Annotated in this window: 24 protein-coding genes; 12 read left to right on the top strand and 12 right to left on the bottom strand. The window is 60.2% G+C overall.

What is annotated here, in order from left to right:
* Window position 1 precedes the first annotated feature (1 nt).
* A complete protein-coding gene (locus DEJ54_RS05220) occupies window positions 2–487 on the bottom strand; it encodes a DUF2628 domain-containing protein (RefSeq protein ID WP_113153634.1) in 486 nt (161 codons plus the stop codon).
* Between the two features lie 4 nt (window positions 488–491).
* Entirely contained in the window at window positions 492–1,100 is a 609-nt protein-coding gene (gene hisB / locus DEJ54_RS05215) for an imidazoleglycerol-phosphate dehydratase HisB (RefSeq protein ID WP_113153633.1), read from the bottom strand.
* A gap of 353 nt (window positions 1,101–1,453) precedes the next feature.
* Between hisB and hslV the strand changes: the two genes are divergently transcribed.
* The 4 genes from hslV to DEJ54_RS05195 all read left to right on the top strand — a co-directional run bounded on the left by hslV (window position 1,454) and on the right by DEJ54_RS05195 (window position 5,051).
* Window positions 1,454–2,002 carry an ATP-dependent protease subunit HslV gene (gene hslV, locus DEJ54_RS05210; protein ID WP_113153632.1) on the top strand — a complete coding sequence of 183 codons (549 nt, stop codon included), beginning with the start codon at window positions 1,454–1,456 and terminating at the stop codon, window positions 2,000–2,002.
* Window positions 1,989–2,519 carry a GNAT family N-acetyltransferase gene (locus tag DEJ54_RS05205; protein WP_245447704.1) on the top strand — a complete coding sequence of 177 codons (531 nt, stop codon included), beginning with the start codon at window positions 1,989–1,991 and terminating at the stop codon, window positions 2,517–2,519. Before hslV ends, DEJ54_RS05205 begins: the two co-directional genes overlap by 14 nt.
* The gene (hslU, locus tag DEJ54_RS05200; RefSeq protein WP_113153630.1) at window positions 2,516–3,826 is read left to right on the top strand and encodes an ATP-dependent protease ATPase subunit HslU; all 1,311 of its coding nucleotides are present in this window, start codon (window positions 2,516–2,518) and stop codon (window positions 3,824–3,826) included. Before DEJ54_RS05205 ends, hslU begins: the two co-directional genes overlap by 4 nt.
* Before the next feature lie 247 nt (window positions 3,827–4,073).
* Entirely contained in the window at window positions 4,074–5,051 is a 978-nt protein-coding gene (locus tag DEJ54_RS05195; RefSeq protein ID WP_113153629.1) for a DUF1402 family protein, read from the top strand.
* 12 nt (window positions 5,052–5,063) lie between these two features.
* On the opposite strand, the gene DEJ54_RS05190 is transcribed toward DEJ54_RS05195, so the two are convergent.
* The 4 genes from DEJ54_RS05190 to DEJ54_RS05175 are packed head-to-tail and all read right to left on the bottom strand — an operon-like array spanning window position 5,064 to window position 7,858.
* The gene (locus DEJ54_RS05190) at window positions 5,064–5,444 is read right to left on the bottom strand and encodes a helix-turn-helix domain-containing protein (protein WP_113153628.1); all 381 of its coding nucleotides are present in this window, start codon (window positions 5,442–5,444) and stop codon (window positions 5,064–5,066) included.
* Window positions 5,441–6,010 (bottom strand): Smr/MutS family protein, encoded by a 570-nt coding sequence (locus DEJ54_RS05185; protein WP_113153627.1) that lies wholly within the window; start codon window positions 6,008–6,010, stop codon window positions 5,441–5,443. Before DEJ54_RS05185 ends, DEJ54_RS05190 begins: the two co-directional genes overlap by 4 nt.
* 3 nt (window positions 6,011–6,013) lie before the next feature.
* On the bottom strand, window positions 6,014–7,126 hold the full coding sequence (locus tag DEJ54_RS05180; RefSeq protein WP_113153626.1) for a murein transglycosylase A: 1,113 nt from the start codon (window positions 7,124–7,126) through the stop codon (window positions 6,014–6,016).
* Window positions 7,127–7,150: 24 nt separating this feature from the next.
* Window positions 7,151–7,858, bottom strand: coding sequence for a Tim44/TimA family putative adaptor protein (locus DEJ54_RS05175; RefSeq protein WP_113153625.1), 708 nt, complete (start codon window positions 7,856–7,858; stop codon window positions 7,151–7,153).
* A gap of 207 nt (window positions 7,859–8,065) precedes the next feature.
* Between DEJ54_RS05175 and DEJ54_RS05170 the strand changes: the two genes are divergently transcribed.
* Window positions 8,066–8,566: an FxsA family protein gene (locus tag DEJ54_RS05170; protein WP_113153624.1), complete on the top strand. Its 501-nt coding sequence runs from the start codon at window positions 8,066–8,068 to the stop codon at window positions 8,564–8,566.
* A gap of 117 nt (window positions 8,567–8,683) precedes the next feature.
* Window positions 8,684–9,193 carry a protein-export chaperone SecB gene (secB, locus tag DEJ54_RS05165; RefSeq protein ID WP_113153623.1) on the top strand — a complete coding sequence of 170 codons (510 nt, stop codon included), beginning with the start codon at window positions 8,684–8,686 and terminating at the stop codon, window positions 9,191–9,193.
* A 121-nt stretch (window positions 9,194–9,314) separates the two neighbouring features.
* Here secB and dnaQ read toward each other — a convergent pair whose 3' ends face one another.
* From dnaQ to DEJ54_RS05140, 5 genes are all read right to left on the bottom strand, one after another.
* Window positions 9,315–10,016, bottom strand: a complete 702-nt coding sequence (dnaQ, locus tag DEJ54_RS05160) for a DNA polymerase III subunit epsilon (protein WP_113153622.1) — start codon at window positions 10,014–10,016, stop codon at window positions 9,315–9,317.
* Between the two features lie 67 nt (window positions 10,017–10,083).
* On the bottom strand, window positions 10,084–10,686 hold the full coding sequence (gene coaE / locus DEJ54_RS05155; protein ID WP_113153621.1) for a dephospho-CoA kinase: 603 nt from the start codon (window positions 10,684–10,686) through the stop codon (window positions 10,084–10,086).
* Complete coding sequence (locus DEJ54_RS05150; RefSeq protein WP_113153620.1) at window positions 10,683–11,516, bottom strand: shikimate dehydrogenase; 834 nt, start codon at window positions 11,514–11,516, stop codon at window positions 10,683–10,685. Before DEJ54_RS05150 ends, coaE begins: the two co-directional genes overlap by 4 nt.
* On the bottom strand, window positions 11,509–12,114 hold the full coding sequence (locus DEJ54_RS05145) for a Maf-like protein (protein WP_113153619.1): 606 nt from the start codon (window positions 12,112–12,114) through the stop codon (window positions 11,509–11,511). The genes DEJ54_RS05150 and DEJ54_RS05145 overlap by 8 nt, the downstream gene beginning before the upstream one ends.
* Window positions 12,115–12,118: 4 nt before the next feature.
* Window positions 12,119–12,952 (bottom strand): pyruvate, water dikinase regulatory protein, encoded by an 834-nt coding sequence (locus tag DEJ54_RS05140; protein WP_113156097.1) that lies wholly within the window; start codon window positions 12,950–12,952, stop codon window positions 12,119–12,121.
* 399 nt (window positions 12,953–13,351) lie between these two features.
* Between DEJ54_RS05140 and hemE the strand changes: the two genes are divergently transcribed.
* The 3 genes from hemE (at window position 13,352) to rho (ending at window position 16,360) form a co-directional block, all read left to right on the top strand.
* Entirely contained in the window at window positions 13,352–14,377 is a 1,026-nt protein-coding gene (gene hemE, locus DEJ54_RS05135; protein WP_113153618.1) for a uroporphyrinogen decarboxylase, read from the top strand.
* Window positions 14,377–14,907: a protoporphyrinogen oxidase HemJ gene (hemJ, locus tag DEJ54_RS05130; RefSeq protein ID WP_113153617.1), complete on the top strand. Its 531-nt coding sequence runs from the start codon at window positions 14,377–14,379 to the stop codon at window positions 14,905–14,907. Before hemE ends, hemJ begins: the two co-directional genes overlap by 1 nt.
* 187 nt (window positions 14,908–15,094) lie before the next feature.
* A complete protein-coding gene (gene rho / locus DEJ54_RS05125; RefSeq protein ID WP_113153616.1) occupies window positions 15,095–16,360 on the top strand; it encodes a transcription termination factor Rho in 1,266 nt (421 codons plus the stop codon).
* A 100-nt stretch (window positions 16,361–16,460) separates the two neighbouring features.
* Here rho and DEJ54_RS05120 read toward each other — a convergent pair whose 3' ends face one another.
* Window positions 16,461–18,473, bottom strand: coding sequence for a thioredoxin domain-containing protein (locus tag DEJ54_RS05120; protein WP_113153615.1), 2,013 nt, complete (start codon window positions 18,471–18,473; stop codon window positions 16,461–16,463).
* Window positions 18,474–18,552: 79 nt separating this feature from the next.
* Between DEJ54_RS05120 and mnmE the strand changes: the two genes are divergently transcribed.
* The 3 genes from mnmE (at window position 18,553) to rsmG (ending at window position 22,628) form a co-directional block, all read left to right on the top strand.
* Window positions 18,553–19,866: a tRNA uridine-5-carboxymethylaminomethyl(34) synthesis GTPase MnmE gene (gene mnmE, locus DEJ54_RS05115; RefSeq protein ID WP_113156096.1), complete on the top strand. Its 1,314-nt coding sequence runs from the start codon at window positions 18,553–18,555 to the stop codon at window positions 19,864–19,866.
* Between the two features lie 258 nt (window positions 19,867–20,124).
* Window positions 20,125–21,996 (top strand): tRNA uridine-5-carboxymethylaminomethyl(34) synthesis enzyme MnmG, encoded by a 1,872-nt coding sequence (gene mnmG / locus DEJ54_RS05110; RefSeq protein WP_113153614.1) that lies wholly within the window; start codon window positions 20,125–20,127, stop codon window positions 21,994–21,996.
* Window positions 21,996–22,628: a 16S rRNA (guanine(527)-N(7))-methyltransferase RsmG gene (rsmG, locus tag DEJ54_RS05105; RefSeq protein WP_113153613.1), complete on the top strand. Its 633-nt coding sequence runs from the start codon at window positions 21,996–21,998 to the stop codon at window positions 22,626–22,628. The genes mnmG and rsmG overlap by 1 nt, the downstream gene beginning before the upstream one ends.
* Window positions 22,629–22,664 lie beyond the last annotated feature (36 nt).

Genomic DNA, 22,664 nt, shown 5'->3' with positions numbered 1-22,664 from the left:
GTCAGCGCGCTCCAGGATAGGAAAAGAGACCGAGCGCCGGCTCGCTGCCACGGCCGAAGCCCTTGGCCGGTGCGGGCCCGTCGGTGAGGGCAGGGGATGGCGTTTCCTGCCGCGCTTCATCGTCGGCAAACACCAGTTCCGCCATGAAACGGGTTTCCGCCTCGTCGCGATTGTCGGCGTCGACAACGCCCCATTCATGCCAGCCGCGCCGCTTCAGCATGGAGACCCGCAGATTGCGCGCCTCCAGCCCGAAGAACAGCGACAGGCAGAGCGAGGCCACCGTTGCCGCAACCGACCAGCCCTCCAGCGCGCCAAGCGCGCCGAGCAGCAGCGCGGCGGCAACCGCAGCCAGCGCTTCCAGCCACATGCGATGCCACAGGAACCAGAGGAACGGCGCAATGAACGCCAGGATCGCAAAGCCGTCGCGCACCAGAACCGCCTGTTCCGGATTGCGTTCGGGCGGCTCCATCACAACATAGCTTGCCATCGGCTTATCCCTTCAGGCTGCCCTTGGTGGAGGGGACTGCATCAAGCTGGCGCGGATCGGCTTCGCAGGCCGTACGCAACACCCGCGCCACCGCCTTGAAGCAGGTCTCGGCAATGTGGTGGCTGTTTGCGCCGTAATGATTGGTCACATGCAGTGTGATGCCGGCATTCTGGGAAAGCGCCTGGAAGAACTCGCGCACCAGTTCGGTGTCGAACGTGCCGATCTTCTGCGTCGGAAACTCAACATCCCAGACGAGGAAGGGGCGGCCCGAAACATCGATCGCCGCGCGCGTCAGGCATTCGTCCATGGCGAGATCGAGCGAGGCGTAACGCGTGATGCCGCGCCGGTCGCCCAGCGCCTCCGAGATGGCCTTGCCGAGCGCGATGCCGCAATCCTCGACCGTGTGGTGATCGTCGATGTGCAGATCGCCATCGGCCTTCACCGTCATGTCGATCAGCGAATGGCGGGAAAGCTGCTCCAGCATATGGTCGAAAAAGCCCACGCCGGTAGCCATGTCGTAACGGCCTTCGCCATCGATTTCGACCCGAACGGCAATGGCCGTTTCATTGGTCTTGCGGCTGATTTCGGCGGTGCGCGTTGTGCTGGAAGCCATGGTCTGTCCCTTTGCGCTGCATGAAGGCCAGCCTTCTAGCAGCATGTTCCGCCAAAGACCAGAACCGTTGCCGCCCAGACGGTACGCCAAGACCGGCAGAGCCTGATTTCAAATCCTGTAGCCGGCATTCGTCCCGGCCATCCCCAGAAAGCATTCAACACCCCGCGCGAGCCAAACCAGACCGGCCAGAGGCACAGCGCAACAACAGCCCTCATCCTGAGCTTGTCGAAGGGCGAGGGCGCCTGGCACGGACATCGCAAATCCATCTGCGCGTTTGCATTCCACAATGATCAACTTACATATTCGATCTGACGGCGCCGTGCCTCTTCGGGCGGCGCGAAAAGGAGTGTGCGATGAGCGAAGAAAAATCCATGCACGCCACGACAATCGTCACTGTGCGCAAGGGCGACAAAGTGGTGATTGCCGGTGACGGGCAGGTCAGCCTGGGCAACACCGTGATGAAGGGCAATGCGCGCAAGGTGCGGCGCATCGGCAAGGGCAATGTGATCGCCGGCTTCGCCGGGGCCACCGCCGACGCCTTCACCCTTCTGGAGCGGCTCGAAGCCAAGCTGGAGCAGTATCCCGAGCAGTTGATGCGCGCCTGCGTCGAGCTTGCCAAGGACTGGCGGACCGACCGCTATCTGCGCCGGCTCGAAGCGATGATGCTCGTGGCCGACAAGAGCGTCACCCTGGCGCTTACCGGCAATGGTGATGTGCTGGAGCCCGAGCAGGGCATCATGGCCATCGGCTCCGGTGGCAATTATGCGCTTGCTGCCGCGCGTGCGCTCGCCGACACCGACAAGGACGCCGAGGAAATCGCCCGCAAGGCGATGGAGATCGCCGCGTCCATCTGCATCTACACCAATGACAATTTGGTGGTGGAAACCCTTGACGCCGAATGAGGCAGACCGGGTTGCCCTTTCTCCGGTAACCGCGGATCATTTTCCAGTGCTCCTCGACTGGCTCCGCCAGCCGCACATACGCGAATGGTGGGGCGAGCCTGAAATCGAGCTGGGCCAGATCCGCGACATGATCGAGGGACGCGACACGACGCGCCCCTTCATGATCGAACTGGAAGGGCGGCCTGTCGGCTACATTCAGTACTGGTTTCTGGCGGACAATCGCGACGAGATTGATCAGTGGGTGGACGACCTTCCGGCGGATACAGTCGGCGTCGACCTGATCATCGGCGCGAAAGACCTGCTCTCTCGAGGGATCGGAAGCACCGCAGTGAAGCTGATGGTGCGCCACCTTCTGGAGACGGGACGCAGAAACATCATCATCGATCCGGACCCCAAAAACACGCGTGCGGTCCGCGCCTATGAAAAGGCCGGCTTCCAGCCGGTGCCTCATCTGGCCGGACGCACAGGGGACTACCTGATCATGCAATACGACACGAACAACGAGACGGACACATGACCACATTTTCCCCGCGCGAGATCGTCTCCGAACTCGACCGCTACATCATCGGCCAGAATGACGCCAAGCGCGCCGTGGCGATTGCGCTGCGCAACCGCTGGCGTCGCCAGCAGCTCGAGCCGGAGCTGCGCGAAGAGGTGATGCCGAAGAACATCCTCATGATCGGACCCACCGGCGTCGGCAAGACCGAGATCTCGCGTCGCCTGGCAAAGCTCGCCGGCGCGCCCTTCATCAAGGTCGAGGCCACCAAGTTCACCGAGGTCGGCTATGTCGGCCGCGATGTGGAGCAGATCATCCGCGATCTGGTGGAGGTCTCCATCGGTCTCGTGCGTGAAAAGATGCGCGAGAACGTGAAGGCCCGCGCCCACATGAACGCCGAAGAGCGCGTTCTTGAAGCGCTGGTCGGGAAGACCGCCAGCCCCGCCACCAAGGACAGTTTCCGCCAGAAGCTGCGCAATGGCGAGCTGGACGACAAGGAAATCGAGGTGGAAGTCTCTGATTCCGGCGGCGGCATGCCCGGTTTTGAAATGCCCGGCATGCCCGGCGCGAATATCGGTGTTCTGAACATCAACGACATGCTCCAGAAGGCCATGGGCGGCAAGCCGACCAAGCTGCGCAAGACGACCGTGAAGGAGTCCTACGAACTTCTGATCGCCGACGAGTCGGACAAGCTTCTCGATGAGGAAGAAGTCACCCAGCGGGCCCTGGAATCGGCGCAGAATGACGGTATCGTCTTCCTCGACGAAATCGACAAGATCGCCAACCGTGAGAACGGTGCGGGCGCCGGCGTTTCGCGCGAAGGCGTGCAGCGCGACCTGCTTCCACTCGTGGAAGGCACGACGGTTGCGACCAAATACGGTCCGGTCAAAACCGACCACATCCTGTTCATCGCCTCCGGCGCGTTCCACGTCTCCAAGCCGTCGGACCTTCTGCCGGAGCTTCAGGGCCGTCTGCCGATCCGCGTCGAACTGCGCGCGCTGGAAAAAGACGATTTCCGCCGCATCCTGACAGAAACCGAGGCGAGCCTCATCAAGCAGTATGTGGCGCTGATGGAAACCGAAGGCGTTTCGCTGAACTTCACCGACGACGCCATCGACCGTCTGGCGGCCATTGCCGTCGATCTGAACGCCAGCGTCGAGAACATCGGCGCACGCCGGCTGCAGACGGTGATGGAACGCGTGCTCGACGAGATCTCGTTCAACGCACCGGATCGTTCGGGAACCGAGCTTTCCATCGACGCGGCCTATGTCGACAAGAATGTCGGCGATCTGGCCAAAAACACGGACCTGTCGCGCTTCATCCTCTGAAGCCCCCGTACAGTTCCGAAATCTGCCCATTCCCTGTCCCATGCCCCGCCGGTGCCGAGCCGGCGGGGCATGGCGCATAAGAGGGGCGCATAAGAGGCCCGCATATAAGCAAGTGTGACATCTCTGCCGCGGTCGGGGCGTGATGTTTGTCGGGCTGCGAATGCCTCTCGACTTGGTCGGTAGCTTTGCCTAATTTGCCGATAATCCAAAAAAGTCAGAACCACGCAGGGGGCGCAAGCAGCGCGACATGGCACCACGGGCACGACTGGTTATAGGCATTTGCCTCGGCTTCTTCTGCGTCGGAACACTTCCCGTTTCCGCGGCCAAACTCGTTCCCGAAGGAAACCGGAACGCAAAGCAGCCCCCGGTGCCCGGTGTTTCGGCCAAGCGCACGAAGTCGGCCCAGACCACCTATGAAGCCAAATATGGCAAGGTCTACCAGCTTCTGAAAACGGATGGCGGGCTCGTTTCCAAGATCCGCTCCATTTCATCCCGATACAACATCGATCCCGTTCACATGGTCGGCGCCATCGTCGGTGAGCACACCTACAATGTGGACGCCTATGACCGCCTCCAGACCTATTATGTGAAGGCGGTCTCTTATCTGAAAAGCGATTTCTCCTTCTCCTATGGCGGTGAGACGGTCGGCCAGTTCGTGGAACGGCCCGAATTCGCCGACTGCGAAAAGGAAAAGGGCAGCTACGACATCTGGTCGTGCCGCGAAGCCGTCTGGGACAAATCGTTCCGCGGCAAATCCGTCGACGGCAAGAAATGGCCGAACGACCGGTTCGGGGCCGTTTTCTTCCAGCCTTTCTATGCAGGCCAGACCTTCGGCATCGGTCAGCTCAATCCGCTGACCGCCCTCAAGATGACCGACACGGTGAACAGGGTTTCCGGCTTCCGCCAGATCAGCCACACCAACCCGCAGGAAGTCTACCAGACGATCATGGACCCGGATAAATCGCTCGCCTATGTGGCCGCGACGGTGAAGAAGTCCATCGCCGCCTACAGGCAGATTGCCGATTTCGACATTTCGAAGAATCCGGGCATCACCGCCACGCTCTACAATCTCGGCAATCCGGAAGCACGTGCCGCGCGTCTGGCAGCGGAAAACCGCGTCCGCCGGGCCAAAGGCCAGCGGGTCAAGCTTCCGGAAGAGAACTATTATGGCTGGCTGGTGAACGAGAAGCTGGATGAGCTGAAGGCGCTTTTCCAGGATTCCTGAACCATAAGAATCTTATGTCCCGTCCGTCGCCCGGTCGCCGGTGACGGCTTTCAACTGCTTCAGAAGCACCTTGATCTCGCCATCCTTCAGAGAAGCGATATGCGCCGCCAGAAGGTTTGCGAGTTCCGTTGCACAGGGCGAAAGATGCGCCGTGTCCACCACGACGCGCGGGTGTGAAAGCTCGGCGATCCGCTGCAGCTCATCCGCCTCGTCCCAGATCACGTTGAAAAACCCGATTATCTTCTGAACCATCGCCCAGTTGGGTGGGCTGGCGCGACCGTGCTCCAGAGAAGAAAGATAGGCCGCGCTGACGCCGATGGCCGCCGCCATTTCCTTCTGGCTCACCCCGCGCTCACGCCGCAGCTCGCGGATTTTCTCGCCAAGCGGGGTCACATGCCGCTCCTGTGCCTGCGCTTCAGGCGGATATAGAACGCGCCGCCGCCGCCATGACGCCGGCTTGCCTCGTCGATCCCGCTCACCAGGCCGGAGAAGGGCGGTGTTGCAAGCCAGCGCGGCAGGGCGCGGCGCAGCACGCCATCACTGCCGAACGATGCGCCCTTGCCGGTAATCACCAGAACATGGCGCATGCCCTCCGCATGGGCGCGGTTCAGGAAGGAGAGAAGCAGGCTGTGCGCTTCCGACTGGGTCAGCCCGTGAAGGTCCACGCGCCCCTCCAGAACAAGCCGGCCACGGGCAATCTTGGTATGGGTGGGCTTGTCGATGGGCCGGGTCGGATGCGCCTTGACCGGAGCGGGCGAAGCCTTGCCGGAACTGCTGGATGTCGCAGCAGGCCGCGACGTGTCCTGCGCCACCAGGCGCGAAAGCTCGGCCATCGTGTCGTCATCGGGCTCTGCCGTTTCTTCAAGAAACTTGCCCTTGAGCGGCTCCGTGGTCCGCGCCACGCGGTTCCACAGAATGCGGTCTTCCATACTCAGACGTTTCGGCGTGTGGCTGGTCATTGCTCAGCCTTCCACAAGCGCTCTGGGAACCAGCGCATAAAAATCCGCTCTGTGGCGGATCACACCGGCGATCTCGCCCGCCGCAGCACCGCTGCCGATGAAGAGATCGGCCCGCGCCTGTCCAGTGATCGCCGAGCCCGTATCCTGCGCGATCATCAGGCGGCGGAATGGCCCGCCATCGACCACATAGAGTTCCGGCGCATTGATGAAGAACGGGGTTCCGAATGTGTGCAACAGCCGGTCGACGGCGATCGAGCGTCCCGGCGTGAGCTGCACCTTGGCGGCGGCCACGGGACCAAGTTCCGGCGCTCCCGCATCGGTTTCGCGGAAAAAGATGAAAGAGCGGTTTTGCCGGAGAATTTCGTCAATTCGCTCCGGATTTTCCGAAAACCAGGCCCGAATGCTCTGCATTGTGACCGTTTCCGGAGAAAGCGCGCCGCGCTCGATGAGCACCTTTCCGGCGCCCGTAAAATAGTGACCCGACTTCGCGGCATAGGTGACGCGCATGACGGATCCATCCTCAAACCGCAGCCTTGCCGCACCCTGAACATGGATGAAATAGGCATCGACCCTGTTGTCGAGCCAGACGAGTTCCAGACCACGCCCGTCCAGCGCGCCACGGTCGATTGCACCGCGGTCGTGATACTCCACAAGGCCACTGTCCGTTTTCCGGGCAAACGCAAAATAGGGATCGAGCCCGGCGGGGCGGTTCTCATCATCCACATCCACCAGATCGTCGGGACGCCGGTAGAGCGGCACGCAAAAGCGCTCGGTCCTTTCGCGCGAGGCCTCAACCTCCGGCTCGTAATAGCCGGTCACAAAACCGGAACCGCCGTCTTCAGCGCGGATATGGCAGGGAATGAAATGTTCTTCGAAGAATGCCCGGGCCGATGCTTCATCGGCGTCGGGCATGGCCAGTGCCGCTTTGTGAGCGGGAGCGAAGGCGGAAAGCGCAATGCCCAGCGCGCCCGTGCGATAGGGCTTTACGGCAACGCGCCTGGCGGAACGGGCAAATGCACGAAAGGCGGAAAGAACCTTGTCTTCCCGCCAGCCTGGCATGTCGCTGAACGAAACCCTCTCAAGGGATGGCGAAAGCGCCGCAGACTGCGCGGCCATGCACGACGCTCCGCCCGGCAAGGATCAATCCTCGGCTTCGGTGGCGACGAGCTTCCAGTTGGGGTCGCGGGAACGGCTGTCGCGCGCGAAGGTCCACACATCCTTGACTTCGGCCACGGTCTCGGGATCGCCGTCGATCACCTCGCCGGACCCGTCACGGGTGGCGGAGATGAGCTCGCTGACGATGCGCAGCGTGACATGGGCTTCCGAACCCTTCATCTCGGCGGCGACGATATCCATGCTGTCGATGCCGACAAACGAGGATTCGATCTTCTCGTTGCGCTTCTCACGCTCGTCGATTGCAGCGACGAAACCTTCATAAACCTCTCGCGAAAGCAGGTTCTTGAGGGTGCGGCGGTCGCCATCGGCATAAGCCATGACGATCATCTCATAGGCCATCTTCGCGCCTTCGACGAAACTCTTGGGCGCGAACGAGGCGTCAGCGTCGCGAATGGCGCGCATGCCCTTGTTCAATTCGCTGCCCGGCTTGGCGGCCTTGTCGATATCGGCATAGGTCAGGTCGGGTTCCGGAGCGCCCTTGCGGCGCGGCAGGGAGACCACGTTTTCGCCGTCGCCGGACTTTTCTTCGCTGGAAGACCTGCGCCCTGCGGTGTAGGGATCAAAAGGCGGACGTTCATTGCCCGTACGCCGGCCGAGCACATTGCGCAGCTGAAAGAAGATCACCACAGCGGCAATCAGAAAGAAAATCGTGCCGAAATCGAAGAATTCCATAACGTCCAGCCAAACGAGCCACTGTGTTCCGCAGCACCTGGCGGCTCAGGCCAGGTGCAGAGGCGACGGCACCCCGTCCTTACCGGAAATCATATAGAACGCAGACCGCCATCATTCAAATTTTCGGTCAGAATACCTATGTTTTCCCCACTGACCAGCATGGAACGGTCAGAATCCGCTTAAACAGGCAACAAGGCTAACAAGTTCGTGCGATTTTCGATTGTTCCCTTCCTCCTTCTCGCCATCCCGTTGGGCGAGATCGCCATGTTCGTCGTTGTCGGCAGCCAGATCGGCGTGTTCCCCACGCTGGCGCTGGTTCTGATAACAGCCGTGACAGGCTCCATCCTTCTGAGAATTCAAGGGTTTGGCGTGGTTCGCCGCATTCAGGAAACGATGAATGAGGGCGGCGTTCCCGGCCGCGATCTCGTGCATGGCATGATGATCATGGTGGCCGGCGTGCTTCTTCTCACGCCCGGTTTCATCACCGATACGCTCGGTTTCCTCCTGTTCATTCCGGCAATCCGCGACATGGGCTGGAAATTCCTGCGCAGCCGGATCGTCGTCATGGGCGGGGCGGCAGGCGCCGGCGCACAGCGCCAAAACCCCTATCGACGCGACACCGGGCCGCAGACAATTGATCTTTCGGCAGACGATTACAGCGACGAACCGAACGATAAATCGCCCTGGCGCGGACCCGATCGCGACTAAAGCGGACCGTCCCGCGACCCCGCCGCGCCTTGTCATGCGCCAAAGCCCATGCTAGCGAGCAGACAATTATTTTCGGGGAGCCGCGCGGCTGCCAACCACGCTTGAGGAAGAACACGCATGGCCAAGAAACCAGAAGAAAACACTGCAGGCGCGAACGAAGCGGCAAAGGCCGGTAACGGCGCACAGCCCGCACTGAACGTTCTGACCCAGTATGTGAAGGATCTTTCCTTCGAAAGCCCGGGTGCTCCGCAGTCTCTGCGCGGTCGTTCGGAAGCTCCGGCAATCAACATCAACGTCAATGTCAACGCCAACCCGCTTGGCGAGACCGACTATGACGTCGTGCTGACGCTCAACGCCAAGGCAGAAGCCGAAGGCAAGGTGCTGTTCAACGTAGAGCTGGTTTATGGCGGTGTCTTCCGCGTTGCCGGTTTCCCGCAGGAGCACATGCTGCCGGTTCTCTTCATCGAGTGCCCGCGTCTGCTCTTCCCGTTCGCACGTCAGGTCATCGCCGACGCAACCCGCGCCGGTGGCTTCCCGCCGCTGATGATCGACCCGATCGACTTTGCCCGCATGTTCCAGCAGCGCGTTGCCGAGGAACAGGCAAAGGGCCAGGTTCAGGTTTCCTGATCCAGCCAGATTTTCTGAGTTTTTTCGGGGTGGCGCTTTCGGGCGCCGCCCCGAATCATTTCTGGCGCAGGATTCTTCGATTTTCAAAGAAAGCCGGGATTTTCCGGAAAATTTCCTGACTTCAGGCGCGCAGATTGTGCCAGAGCGATTTTTCGCCGAGCTTTTCAACCAGCGCCTCATGAGCGGCGCGCTCTTCCTCGCTGATGCGCGGGGGAAGGGGGGTCGGTCGCGCCGAGAGGGCGACGGAAGCGGCCAGCGCGCTTTCGCCCGCATTGTCGCCACCGCCTGAAATCTCCAGACCAAGAGCGGCCTGCTTGCCGCCGATCAGCTCGATATAGACTTCGGCGAGAAGTTCGGCGTCGAGGAGAGCGCCGTGCTTGGTGCGGCGGCTGTTGTCGATGCCATAGCGACGGCACAGCGCATCGAGCGAATTCGGCCCCATCGGGTGTTTGCGCCGCGCGATGGCCAGCGTATCGACCACAAGCGAGGGCTCCACCGGGGGAACGCCCAGCCGGTCGAATTCGGCGTTGATGAAGCCGATATCGAAGTTCGCATTGTGGGCGACCAGCTTTGCGCCGTCGATGAATTCCAGAAATTCTTGCAGAACCGCGCCAAACACCGGCTTATCGGCGAGATCGGCATCGGAAATTCCGTGAACCGCCTGCGCCTCCGGGTGAACCGAACGGCCCTGCGCATTGATGTAATGATGCAGGAAACGCCCCGTGGGAAAACGATTGTCCAGCTCGACACAGCCGATCTCGATCACCCGATCCAGATTGTTGTCGAGACCCGTAGTTTCCGTATCGAAAACGATTTCGCGCATTCATTCGCTCCAGAGCGCCAGTTCGTGGGCAACATGCGCACCCGATGCGGGTGACGCAAGCATGGCCTTATGGGGATGGTGTTTCGGCTGGGGAAAGTGCTGCGATCACCGATTTCACGGCATCGCGCGCCGCTTCCATCCCATTGCCCGTGTCGATGATGAAGTCGGCGCGCGCGCGCTTTTCCGCATCCGGCACCTGACGGGCAAGGATCGCGGCGAACTTTTCTTCCGTCATGCCGGGGCGTGACAGAACCCGGCTGCGCTGCTCTTCAGCCGGCGCAGTGACGACAACAATGCGATCAACACGATCCTCACCGCCCGTTTCGAACAGGAGCGGTATGTCGAGCACGACAATGGGCGTTCCCTTTTGCCTGTTTTCGGCAACGAAGGCGTCTGCATCCTGACGCACCAGTGGATGGATGATCTCTTCCAGCGCCTTGAAGGCTTCGGGTTTCCCCAAAACGGCCCTGGCCAGTCGTTCACGATCCACCGCGCCGTCAACAACGGTTCCGGGGAAACGCGCCTCGATGAGCGGTGCAGCCGCACCCGCATAGAGCCTGTGAACCGCAGCATCGGAATCGTGCACCGGCACGCCTTCGTCCACAAACATGCGGCCGGTTGTGGATTTCCCCATGCCGATGGAGCCGGTAAGGCCGAGAATGACTGTCACGCCTGTTCTCCATCGGACAGAACATGCGTGCGCAGGGCCCCGGTGACCTCTGGCCGCACGCCGAACCAGCGCTCGAAACCGGGCACGGCCTGATGCAGCAGCATGCCCAGCCCGTCGACCGGCGTGAGCCCGCGCGCCTCGGCGGCGGCAAGCAGGTCCGTCTTGATCGGCGCATAGACAATGTCGCTGACGACCGCGCCTTCAGGCATTGGATCGAGCGAAATCTCCAGCGGCGGTTTGCCGGTCATGCCGAGCGCGCTCGTGTTCACCAGAAGATGCGCATCGGACAGAAGTGCCGGAAGCGCGTCCCAGCCATGGGCGCTGACGCCCGTTCCGAAACGCTGCGCCAGCTCCTCGGCCCGCTCAATGGTGCGATTGACCACCCGAATGTTGCGGTAGCCGGCCTTCTGGATGGCGTGGATGATGGCGCGCGCCGCACCGCCTGCACCCAGCACCACGACGGTCTCGCCAGACGTCCAGCCGGGAGCGATGGCGCTCAGATTTGCAGAAAAACCATAGGCGTCCGTGTTTCCACCAATGAGTTTTCCCCCCTCGAACCACAGCGTGTTGACGGCGCCGATCATCTCGGCGGCCTCGTCGCGCTTGTCGACACCCTGAAAGGCTGCTTCCTTGTGGGGCAGGGTGACGTTGCCACCGGCATATACGGAAGATGACAGGCCAGCGAGAAACGCCGGAAAATCGAGCGGTGCGACATCCAGCTTTTCATAGCTGCCGGCGATGCCGTGCTTATGAAGCCAGTAGCCATGAATGAGCGGCGAGCGGGAATGCGCGATGGGATGCCCGCAGACGAAGGCGTGAATATCAGCCATCGATCGCCCCCAGCGTGCGCAGCTCGGCCAGAAGCGGCAGGAGCGGCAGGCCGACAATCGTGAAGGTGTCGCCTTCGATCTTTTCGAAAAGCTGAATGCCTTCACCTTCGATCTGATAAGCGCCCACGCTGTGCAGGGCGTTTTCGCCCACACTGGAAAGATGCCGACCGATGAAAGCGGGATCGAGATCGCGCATGGTGAGGCGCGCTATGCCCACATGCCGCCAGATCACCTCGCCATCGCGCGCGATGACGACGGCGCTGTTGAGCTGATGGGTGCGGCCCGAAAGTTTCAGAAGATGCCGGCGCGCGCCTTCCATGTCTGCCGGCTTGTGGAAGACTTCATCACCGAGCGACAGGGTCTGGTCCGCACCGATGACAAGCGCGCCGGGGGAGCGCTCGGAAACGTCCACGGCCTTGGCTTCGGCAAGCACCTGGGCGACGGTTTCAGGATCCGCGCCGCTTCCTTCCAGCGTGTTTTCCACAGCGCGCTCGTCGATCTCGGACCGTTCGACGCGAAACGTGACGCCGGCATCGCGCAGCATTTTCTGACGAAAGGCGCTTCCCGACGCCAGGATGATGGCGGGCTTGTCTGTCATGGTGTCACCCTCTGTTTTCTCGTGACTTCGCATACAATGCGAGAATGGCGGCTGCCGTTTCTTCAATAGACCGGCGCGAAACGTCGATCACCGGCCAGCCATGCCGGCTGCAAAGCTGGCGCGCATAGGCAATCTCGCGCGAGATTGTTGCGCGGTCCGTGTAGGGATTGAAGGCTGTTTCATCCACAGAGCCCAGAATGCGGTTCTGGCGGATCTGTGAAATGCGCTCGGCGGAAGCAACGAGGCCGACGATCAGCGGCCTCTTGGCCTCTGCCAGCGCTTCGGGAAGCTTCATGTCCAGAACGATGGGAACATTGGCGGTCTTCACACCGCGGTTCGCCAGATAGATGCTGGTGGGCGTCTTGGATGTGCGGGAGATACCCACAAGCACAACGTCCGCATCTTCAATGTTCAGCGGAAGCTGCCCGTCATCATGCTCCATGGTGAAATTGAGCGCTTCGATGCGGTGGAAATACTGCGCATCCAGCACATGCTGCGCGCCCATGCGCCGTCCGGCGGGTGTTCCCAGATAGGACTGGAAAACCATCAGCACCGGTTCGAGCACGGAAACGCAGGGCAGGCCGAGCGCGGCACAGCTTTCATCCACCTGCCGGGCGAGTTTCTGATCCACCACTGTGTAGAGAACAATGCCCGGCTCGCGCTCCACTTCATCGAGCACGCGGGCCAGCTGCTTCTCATTTCGAATCAGCGGGTAGATGTGCTCGATCGCCCGCGCATCCTTGTATTGCGCGGCTGCGGCGCGTCCAGCGGCCAGAAGAGTCTCTCCGGTCGCATCAGAAATCATGTGAAGATGGAAGAAGCGCTGCGGCTGTTGCACGGTTTTCTGCCCCGCCATGTGGATGATTGTTGATAACGCGGGCTCAAAAAAATGGCGAGGCCGCGCCTCTGGATAAGTCCATAGAGTCTTCCACAGATCAGCCCGGTGTGAATTGTGATGCGCCCATGTGGAGAACAATCGACAATCCCCGAACCTTCCTTCATTGTCCACCACACGCGGGAAAATGAAATTGGCTCAGCCTATTGAATCTGCGTGCTGAATCCGCATTATCCCCGTTCTTCTGAAGATGTGCATTGCCATGGGGCGCGGCAATAAGACCGAAGGGGCGATGCGCGAAACCGTGGACAGATTTGAATCCACATTACAAACAGAGTCTAAGAATCAGAAGAATCTTCAGATCTGTAATTATCTTTTGAATCCTGACTGTGGAGCATCCTGATGGGGCAGCGAAAAATCCTCGACGTGCTTAGAGGCGAGACGGTGTTTCCGCCTCCCGTATGGATGATGCGCCAGGCAGGGCGGTACCTGCCGGAATACCGGGAAACCCGGAAACACGCCGGTGGGTTTCTGGATCTCTGCTACAATCCCGATCTGGCCGTGGAAGTGACGCTACAGCCGATCCGGCGTTTCAACTTCGACGCTTCGATCCTGTTTTCCGACATTCTCGTCGTGCCTCATGCCCTCGGACGCGATCTGCGCTTCGAGGAAGGGCGCGGTCCGCTCCTGACGCCAATCGACGCCGGCGGCATCGCCAGGCTGGAAACCGACGGTTTTCATGATCATCTGGCGCCGGTCTACGAGACGGTGCGGCGGCTTCGGAAGGAACTTCCAGACGAAACGACGCTGCTCGGCTTCTGTGGCGCTCCCTGGACGGTGGCGACTTACATGATCGCCGGGCATGGAACGCCGGACCAGGCGCCGGCCCGCATGTTCGCTCTGGAACAGCCGGAGGCCTTCTCCGCGCTGATCGACTGTCTTGCGGACTGTTCGGCCGAATATCTGATCCGCCAGATCGATGCGGGCGCGGATGCGGTTCAGATCTTCGATTCCTGGGCCGGTGTTCTCGATGAGCTCTCTTTCGAGCGCTGGTGCGTGAAGCCGATGGCGCGGATCGTGGCGAAAGTGCGCGAAAAGCACCCCGATGTGCCGATCATCGGCTTTCCCAAGGGCGCGGGCGCGCATTATGCGGGCTATCGCCGGGAGACGGGCGTGACGGCGCTGGGCCTCGACTGGACCGTTCCGTTGGGCACAGCGCGCCGTCTGCAGGCCGAGGGAGCCGTTCAGGGCAATCTGGACCCCCTGAGGCTGATTGCGGGCGGAGAGGCGCTCCACGAGGGCGTGACGGCCATTCTGGACGCCCTGAGACATGGACCCTTCATCTTCAACCTCGGCCACGGCATCACGCCCAAGACGCCGGTTGAGCATGTGGAAGCCATGCTGAAGCAGATCAGGGAGGCCGAGTGATGGCTGCGAGTGACACGGGCGGCAAGAAAGCTGCGGGCAGGGCCTTCACGGCGCTGGCGATTTTCATCGGCCTGACGGCGCTTCTGTTTTTCTACAATCCGTCCGGTTTCTATCTCTGGGCGAAGGCCATCCATGTGATCGCCGTGATTGCCTGGATGGCAGGCATGCTCTACCTGCCGCGGCTGTTCGTCTATCACGCGGATGCCGAGCCGGGTTCGGAGAAATCCGAGACATTCAAGGTGATGGAGCAGCGTCTGTTACGGCTGATCATCAACCCGGCCATGATTGTGACCTGGGTTTTCGGCCTGTGGCTGGCCTGGGACGGTTTCGGCTTTTCGGGCGGCTGGCTGCACGCAAAGATCGCGCTTGTTATCGCCATGTCCGGCGTACACGGCTATTTTTCGGCTTCCGTTCGCCGCTTTGCGGCTGATCAGAACACCAAGCCCGCCCGTCATTGGCGTATAATGAACGAAGCGCCGACGCTTCTGATGATCGTTATTGTCGTGCTTGTTATCGTCAAACCCTTCTGATACGGGTTTGACAGACTGCCTTTGATGCGGAACCGGCGATGCCGTCTTGCCCTTTGAACAAGACGGCGCTAAGAGTCGGTTCCTTCCTTTTTGTCCGGTTCCACGCACATCTTCCGTTCCGAGTGAAACCGGCTGGCTTCAAATACGCCTACCCCCATCTTTTTGTTTGCCTTTCCAGAGTCCGCACATGCAGGAAATGAAACTCCAAGAGCTGAAAAGCAAATCGCCGACCGATCTCATTGCGTTCGCAGAATCGCTTGAGGTCGAGAACGCCAGCATCATGCGCAAGCAGGAGCTGATGTTCGCGATTTTGAAGAAGCTCTCCACGCAGGATATCGAGATCATCGGCGAAGGCGTCGTGGAAGTGTTGCAGGATGGCTTCGGCTTCCTCCGCTCCGCAACCGCCAACTATCTGCCGGGTCCGGACGATATCTACATCTCCCCCTCCCAGATCCGCCGCTTCTCGCTGAAGACGGGCGATACGGTCGAGGGTCCGATCCGCAGCCCCAAGGAAGGCGAACGCTATTTCGCCCTTCTCAAGGTCAACACGATCAATTTTGAGGATCCGGAGAAGATCCGCCACAAGATCCACTTCGATAACCTGACACCGCTCTATCCCGATGAGCGGCTGAACATGGAAATCGAGGATCCGACGAAGAAAGACCTGTCGGCGCGCGTGATCGACCTGGTGGCGCCGCTCGGCAAGGGCCAGCGTGGCCTGATCGTCGCGCCGCCGCGCACGGGTAAGACGGTTCTCCTTCAGAACATCGCCCATTCGATCACCTCGAATCACCCGGAATGCTTCCTGATCGTTCTTCTGATTGACGAACGTCCGGAAGAAGTGACCGACATGCAGCGCTCGGTGAATGGCGAGGTCATCTCCTCGACCTTCGACGAGCCGGCCTCGCGCCACGTGCAGGTTGCCGAAATGGTCATCGAGAAGGCGAAGCGTCTGGTCGAGCATGGCCGCGACGTGGTCATTCTGCTCGATTCGATCACCCGTCTTGGCCGCGCCTACAACACGGTCGTGCCGTCTTCCGGCAAGGTTCTGACCGGTGGTGTGGACGCCAACGCCCTGCAGCGCCCCAAGCGCTTCTTCGGTGCGGCGCGCAACATCGAAGAGGGCGGCTCGCTGACGATCATCGCCACGGCGCTCATCGATACGGGCAGCCGGATGGACGAAGTGATCTTCGAAGAGTTCAAGGGCACGGGCAACTCGGAAATCGTTCTGGACCGCAAGGTTGCCGACAAGCGCATCTTCCCGGCCATCGATATTCTCAAGTCCGGTACGCGTAAGGAAGACCTCCTCATCGCGCGTCAGGATCTCCAGAAGATCTTCGTTCTGCGCCGCATCCTGGCTCCGATGGGCACCACGGACGCGATTGAGTTCCTGAACGACAAGCTCAAGCAGACCAAGACCAATTCGGAATTCTTCGATTCGATGAACACCTGATGGTGGTTTGACGAAATCTGCCGTTCTGGCAGCAATGAAAAGGCGGCGTCGCGGTTTCCCGTGACGCCGCCTTAATTCTTTGTTCAGCATAAAATCCTGCTCAGTGCCTTCTGCGCAACGCCTCTTCCAGTGCATTGGCGGTGTCGAATGGGGGCAGGCAGGTCTGGCCGACGCACAGATAGGCCGCTTTCCGTTTCGGATCGACGGTGACGCCGCCGGGCAGTTCCATCGCTTCTTTCGCTCCAGAGAGAACGATGTCGAAACGGCGTGGATCCAGATGTCGATTCGCTACCGGAACAAAAACCTGTTCCGCATCCGGTTCGACCATGACCAGCTTCATGGGTTCTTCCGCCAGAGCCGCAGCATAGACAGTGCCCGCCTGGCCATAGGTCTGGCTCGCAGCGCGCCCGAGCGCCTTTTCAACGACATGGCCCAGATGGGCGCCGAGAGCGCCGTTGTGGAGCACGGAGAGGGCAAGGAGCGCTTCTATGCACTGGCTGGTGGCCGACGGGATGGCCTCATCCACATCGCCGCGAATGCGCATCGGCACGTCGCCGGCGTCTGAAGCGGTCAGAAAATAGCCTGTCGCATCAGCATCCGCGTGCCATTCATCCAACACCGCGCGCCAGGCATCTGCCTGTGCGAGTAGTGTTGCATCGCCTGTCGCCTGATAAAGCGCCGCTGCAGCGGAAATCATGCAGGCATAATCGCTGGTGAGCCCGGGAAAGACCCGGTTCCCGGCGCGGATGCTGTGGGGCAGGCGGCCGTGATTCATCGATTCGCATACGAAACGAAAAGCCGTTTGCGCAGCTTCAATCCAGTCCCGGCGCCCAAGGGTGCGACCGGCTTCGGCGAGAGCTGTGATCGTGAGGCCGTTCCAGTCGACCAGAATCTTGTCATCACGCCCCGGTTGGGCACGGGAGTTGCGGGCTTCAAGCAGTCTGTCGAGCATGCTGCGCAGCGCGGTTTCTGTCTCACGCCCCTGAGACTCCGGCGTCGAACGACGATGCAGGATCGGCGCGCCCTCCCAGCCTTCCGGTTGAGCGACCGAGAAGACTTCCAGAAAGCGATTTGCGTCCGCACCCAGGACGGAACTGAGCTCTTCTTCCGTCCAGAGATAGGTTTGCCCCTCAACGCCTTCAGTATCCGCGTCCAGACTGGATATGAACGCGCCATCCACGTCCCGCATCTCGCGGAGCAACCAGCCGACGGTTTCTTCGATTCGATACCGAAACAATTCATTTTGGGTTTCGCCATACGCCCAGCACAGCATGCGAAGGAGCTGTGCGTTGTCGTAGAGCATTTTCTCGAAATGCGGGACGATCCACTGATCGTCTGTCGCATAACGCGCGAGGCCACCGCCTACATGATCGTAAATACCGCCCGAAAGCATGGATTTGAGGCTGAACAGAACCGCTTCTTTAGAAGAAACATCGCCGGATTGAAGCGCCTGAAGCCAGAGTATGCGCATGAACGGGACATTGGGGAATTTTGGGGCACCGCGAAGGCCGCCCAGTTCCATGTCGATCATGCGCAGAATTTTCGGCGCAAGATCATCCAGCAGCGCAGAAGGGGAGGCGGAGCGACCGGAAGCGGGGGAGAGCCGACTCTCGACATGCGACTTCAACGCCGTGGCACTCTTCAGGAGATCGGTGCGCTTGTTCTTCCAGGCTGCATTGACCGCCTTGAGCACCTGGAGGAAGCCAGCCCGGCCATACCGCTGCTCAGGCGGGAAATAGGTGCCGCCCCAGAACGGGCTTCCGTCCGAATCGAGAAACATGGTCAGCGGCCAACCGCCTTGCTCGCCGGTCGCAGACAGGGCCGCCATATAGATCTGATCGATCTCCGGCCGCTCTTCCCGATCCACCTTGATATTGACGAAGTGCCGGTTCATGGCCTCCGCAACTTTTGGATTCTCGAATGACTCATGAGCCATCACGTGACACCAATGGCACGCGGCGTATCCAACGGAGAGAAGAATGGGACGGTCCGTCTCCCGGGCTTCCTGAAGTGCTTCCGCAGACCAGGGGCGCCAATGGACCGGATTATCCTTGTGCTGCAACAGATAGGGGCTGGTTTCGTTGGAAAGCAGATTTTTTGCTGGCAGAGCCATCAGGATTCCTTGCACATCGGATCGTTATGGAAAATATCTACCGGCACGGTAGGGCGCTTTGGACGTAAGGGCAATTCAGATGCGGGCAACGATATTCGCACTTTCCAGCGGTGGACTGCCATCGGGGGTCGCCGTGGTGCGCCTTTCCGGCGAAGGCACCCGTCAGGCCCTTGACGAAATGGCGGGTGCCTTGCCTGTAGCGCGACAGGCTGCGTTGCGCAGGATCCACAATCGTGACGGCGTGCTTCTCGATCGGGGGCTTGTTCTCTTCTTTCCGGGTCCGCACAGTTTCACAGGTGAGGATTGTGCGGAGCTGCATCTGCATGGTGGACGCGCCGTGGTTCAGGCAGTGCTTGACGCGCTGGCCGGCTTTGCAGGGTTTCGTCTGGCAGAAGCCGGAGAGTTTACCCGACGCGCCTTCTTGAACGGAAAATTCGACCTCACGGAAGCAGAAGCGCTTTCCGACCTGATTGCCGCAGAAACAGAAGCGCAGCGCCGCTTTGCGCTGGCCAATGCAGAGACACGGCATCGCGCACTCTACGATGGCTGGCGCAGGACACTTATTCAGGCCCGCGCCATGATCGAGGCGGAGCTTGATTTCTCGGACGAGGAAGACGTTCCGGGTTCGGTTGCGGAGCAGGTCTGGGATGATGTCACTGCGCTGCACCGATCCTTGAGGGCGCATGCCGCCGGATATCGGAATGCCGAGATCATCAGAGAGGGATACCGCGTCGTGATTCTCGGTGCGCCCAATGCCGGAAAATCCAGCCTTCTCAATGCGCTTGCTCAACGCGATATCGCCATCGTGACGGATGAGCCAGGAACCACGCGCGATGCGCTGGAGACCGCACTCGATATTGACGGCGCGAAAGTGATCCTGACGGATACGGCTGGCATTCGGAAGAACCCCGGCCGCGTTGAAGCACTCGGGATCGAACGCGCGATCAGCAGAGCGAAAGACGCGGATCTGATCCTTGTTCTCGAAGACATGTCTGCTGAAGACACTGTGGAAGCACCGGCCGATGCACCTTCTCTACGGGTCGGAAACAAGGCTGATCTTCCGGCCAAAGATCGAAATCAGCGGGACTACGACTTTGAGATCTCGGTCAAATCCGGTGAAGGGATCGATGCTCTTCTGGCAGAGCTACGCAAGCGGGTGGGGGATGCGACCCGGAACGCGACCGAAATCCTGCCGTTCAGGCAGCGTCACGTACAACTGATTGAAAAAGCCGCACGTCATGCGAAGACAGCAATCGCGTCCGAGGACACACCACTCGAACTACGCGCGGAAGAGCTGCGACTTTCTGCAGATGCGCTGGGACGCATCTCTGGAAGCATTGATGTCGAGGACCTCCTCGACACGATTTTCTCGCAGTTCTGTATTGGCAAATGACTCACGTGAAACATGCACGATAAATCGTGACTCACGTGAAACAGTGTTGATTGATTTAGCGATGACTCACGTGAAACACGGGATAGGGGATTGAACAGTCTTGACTCATTGTTTCACGTGAAACCCAACCAACTCAAATCTCTTGACTGATGGGTTGGAAAAGGACATGTCATCCAACGTCCCAATGCCAATGTCCTTAAATCCAGCCAGCTTTCTTCTCTGGTCGAGACGTTTGCGCAGCGCAGATGGATATGAATAATGACGAATGAAACCTTTGATGTGATTGTGATCGGTGGCGGGCACGCCGGCGCTGAAGCGGCATCCGCCTCTGCGCGCAGCGGTGCAAAGACCGCGCTGGTTACACTTCGCTTCGACACCATCGGCGCGATGTCCTGCAACCCGGCAATCGGTGGGCTTGGCAAGGGGCACCTTGTTCGGGAAGTCGATGCGCTGGACGGCATTATGGGACGTGCGGCAGACGCCGCTGGCATTCAGTTTCGTTTACTCAATCGCCGCAAGGGTCCGGCAGTTCGCGGCCCGCGTACACAGGCAGATCGCAAGCTCTATCGGGCTGCTGTGCAGGAGGCGATCCGTTCTCAAGAGAATCTCGAAGTGATCGAAGGCGAGGCGCTGGAACTGGTCATCGATGCGGGGCGGGTCACGGGTGTCGTTGTGTCCGGAGAGCGTCATCTCAACTGTGGCTCTGTCGTGTTGACCACTGGCACGTTTCTACGCGGCCTCATCCACATCGGTGAAAAGACGATACCGGCCGGGCGCATGAATGAGCAGGCTGCCGAGCGCCTGTCGCTCTCTATGGAAGCGGCGGGCTTCAGGCTCGGGCGTTTGAAGACGGGGACCCCGCCCAGGTTGGACGGTCGTACGATTGAATGGGTATCGCTCGACATGCAGCCAGCGGACGACGATCCGACGCCATTCTCCCTGCTGACAGACGGGATTGTGAATCGGCAGATAGAGTGCGGCATCACGCGAACGACACCGGAAACCCATCAGGTGATCCGGGACAATCTGCATCGCTCGGCCATGTACTCCGGCGCGATTGACGGAATCGGACCGCGCTATTGTCCGTCCATTGAAGACAAGATCGTCAAGTTTGGCGACAGGGAAGGGCATCAGATATTCCTGGAGCCGGAAGGTCTCGATGACCACACGGTTTATCCGAACGGTATTTCGACTTCGCTGCCTGAAGATGCGCAGGTCGCGCTTCTCAAGACCATTCCCGGCTTGGCTGAGACCGTGGTGCTTCAGCCGGGATATGCGATTGAATATGACCATGTGGATCCGCGAGATCTCGAACCGACGCTTGAGACCCGGCGGGTGAAGGGGCTGTTCCTGGCGGGACAGATCAACGGCACGACCGGTTATGAAGAGGCTGCAGCCCAAGGGATTCTTGCCGGCATCAATGCAGCGCGGTCGGCGTCCGGCACCGGCATGACCACCCTCGGCCGGGCGGATGCCTATATCGGCGTGATGATCGACGATCTGGTGACGCGCGGTGTGAGTGAACCCTATCGCATGTTCACCTCGCGCGCGGAATATCGCCTGTCGCTGCGGGCAGACAATGCGGATATGCGCCTGACGCCTCTGGCCATGGAACTGGGCATTGCGTCGTCAGAACGTCGGAAGCGCTTCAGCGAGATGCAGACGGCGCTGGACAATGCGCGAGCGCTGATCAAGAGCCGTGACCTGAGCCCCAATGAAGCCGAGCGTCATGGCATAGCGCTGAACAAAGATGGTGTCCGGCGCTCCGCCTATGATCTACTATCCTATCCGAATATCGATATGAGCCGACTTACTACCATCTGGAACGACTTCTCCTCTATCCCCCCGAAGCTTGCGGAGCTCGTCGAGACGGAGGCGCGGTACGCTGTCTATCTGGAACGACAGGGAAGTGACGCGGCGATGTTGCGGCGTGAAGAAGCGCGGCTCATACCGGATGATATGACGTTCGACACGATTGTGGGATTGTCCAATGAACTCAAGCAGAAGCTTGCGGCCCGGCGTCCGCGGAGCATTGCTGACGCCCAGCGGATCGATGGGATGACACCGGCAGCTCTGGCACTGATCATTGCCACGCTGCGCCAGTTTGAGACAGAGCGGGGCGCTGCATAATGGCGACGTCGCGTTTTGATCAGCTTGTGGAGATCGCTGGGCCAGTTTCACGTGAAACATTTGATCGTCTGGTTGCGTTTGAGGAAATTTTCCGACACTGGTCGAGACGAATCAATCTGGCCGCCCCGTCAACGCTTGAGACCTTGTGGGAGCGCCATATCCTGGATAGCGCGCAGCTTCTGCGGCTCGCACCGGATGCTGGGAAATGGCTCGATGTCGGGTCGGGCGGTGGTTTTCCCGGCGCGGTAATGGCAATCCTTCTTGCTGAAAAGCCGGGCGCTGAAGTCCATCTGGTTGAAAGCAACCGCAAGAAAGCAGCCTTTCTTGTATCGTCGCTCAACGAGGTCGGGGTTCAGCCAAAGGTTCATGCAAAGCGAATCGACGACTGCTACAGCCTCATCGAGGCCCCGGAGATCGTTACGGCACGGGCTTTGGCTCCGCTTTCGCTGCTTCTCGAGCTGACAGAGCCCTGGTTGAGCCAGGGTGCGCGTGCGCTCTTTCACAAAGGCCGGGATTACCGGAGGGAAGTGGAAGAAAGCGGTAACGCGTGGCGATTCGATCTGGTAGAACACAAAGATAAGGTTGATGCGGCAGCCATCATTCTCGAAGTAAAGAATCCTGTTCGGCTTTAGCCGGGATCGTCGCGGAACCTTTCAGTCGAGTCTATT

The organism is Nitratireductor sp. OM-1 (assembly GCF_003296175.1).
In the GTDB taxonomy this organism is placed as follows: domain Bacteria; phylum Pseudomonadota; class Alphaproteobacteria; order Rhizobiales; family Rhizobiaceae; genus Nitratireductor; species Nitratireductor aquimarinus.
The sequence above is the reverse complement of the archived record's forward strand: the minus strand, read 5'-3'. Positions and strand labels throughout refer to the sequence as shown.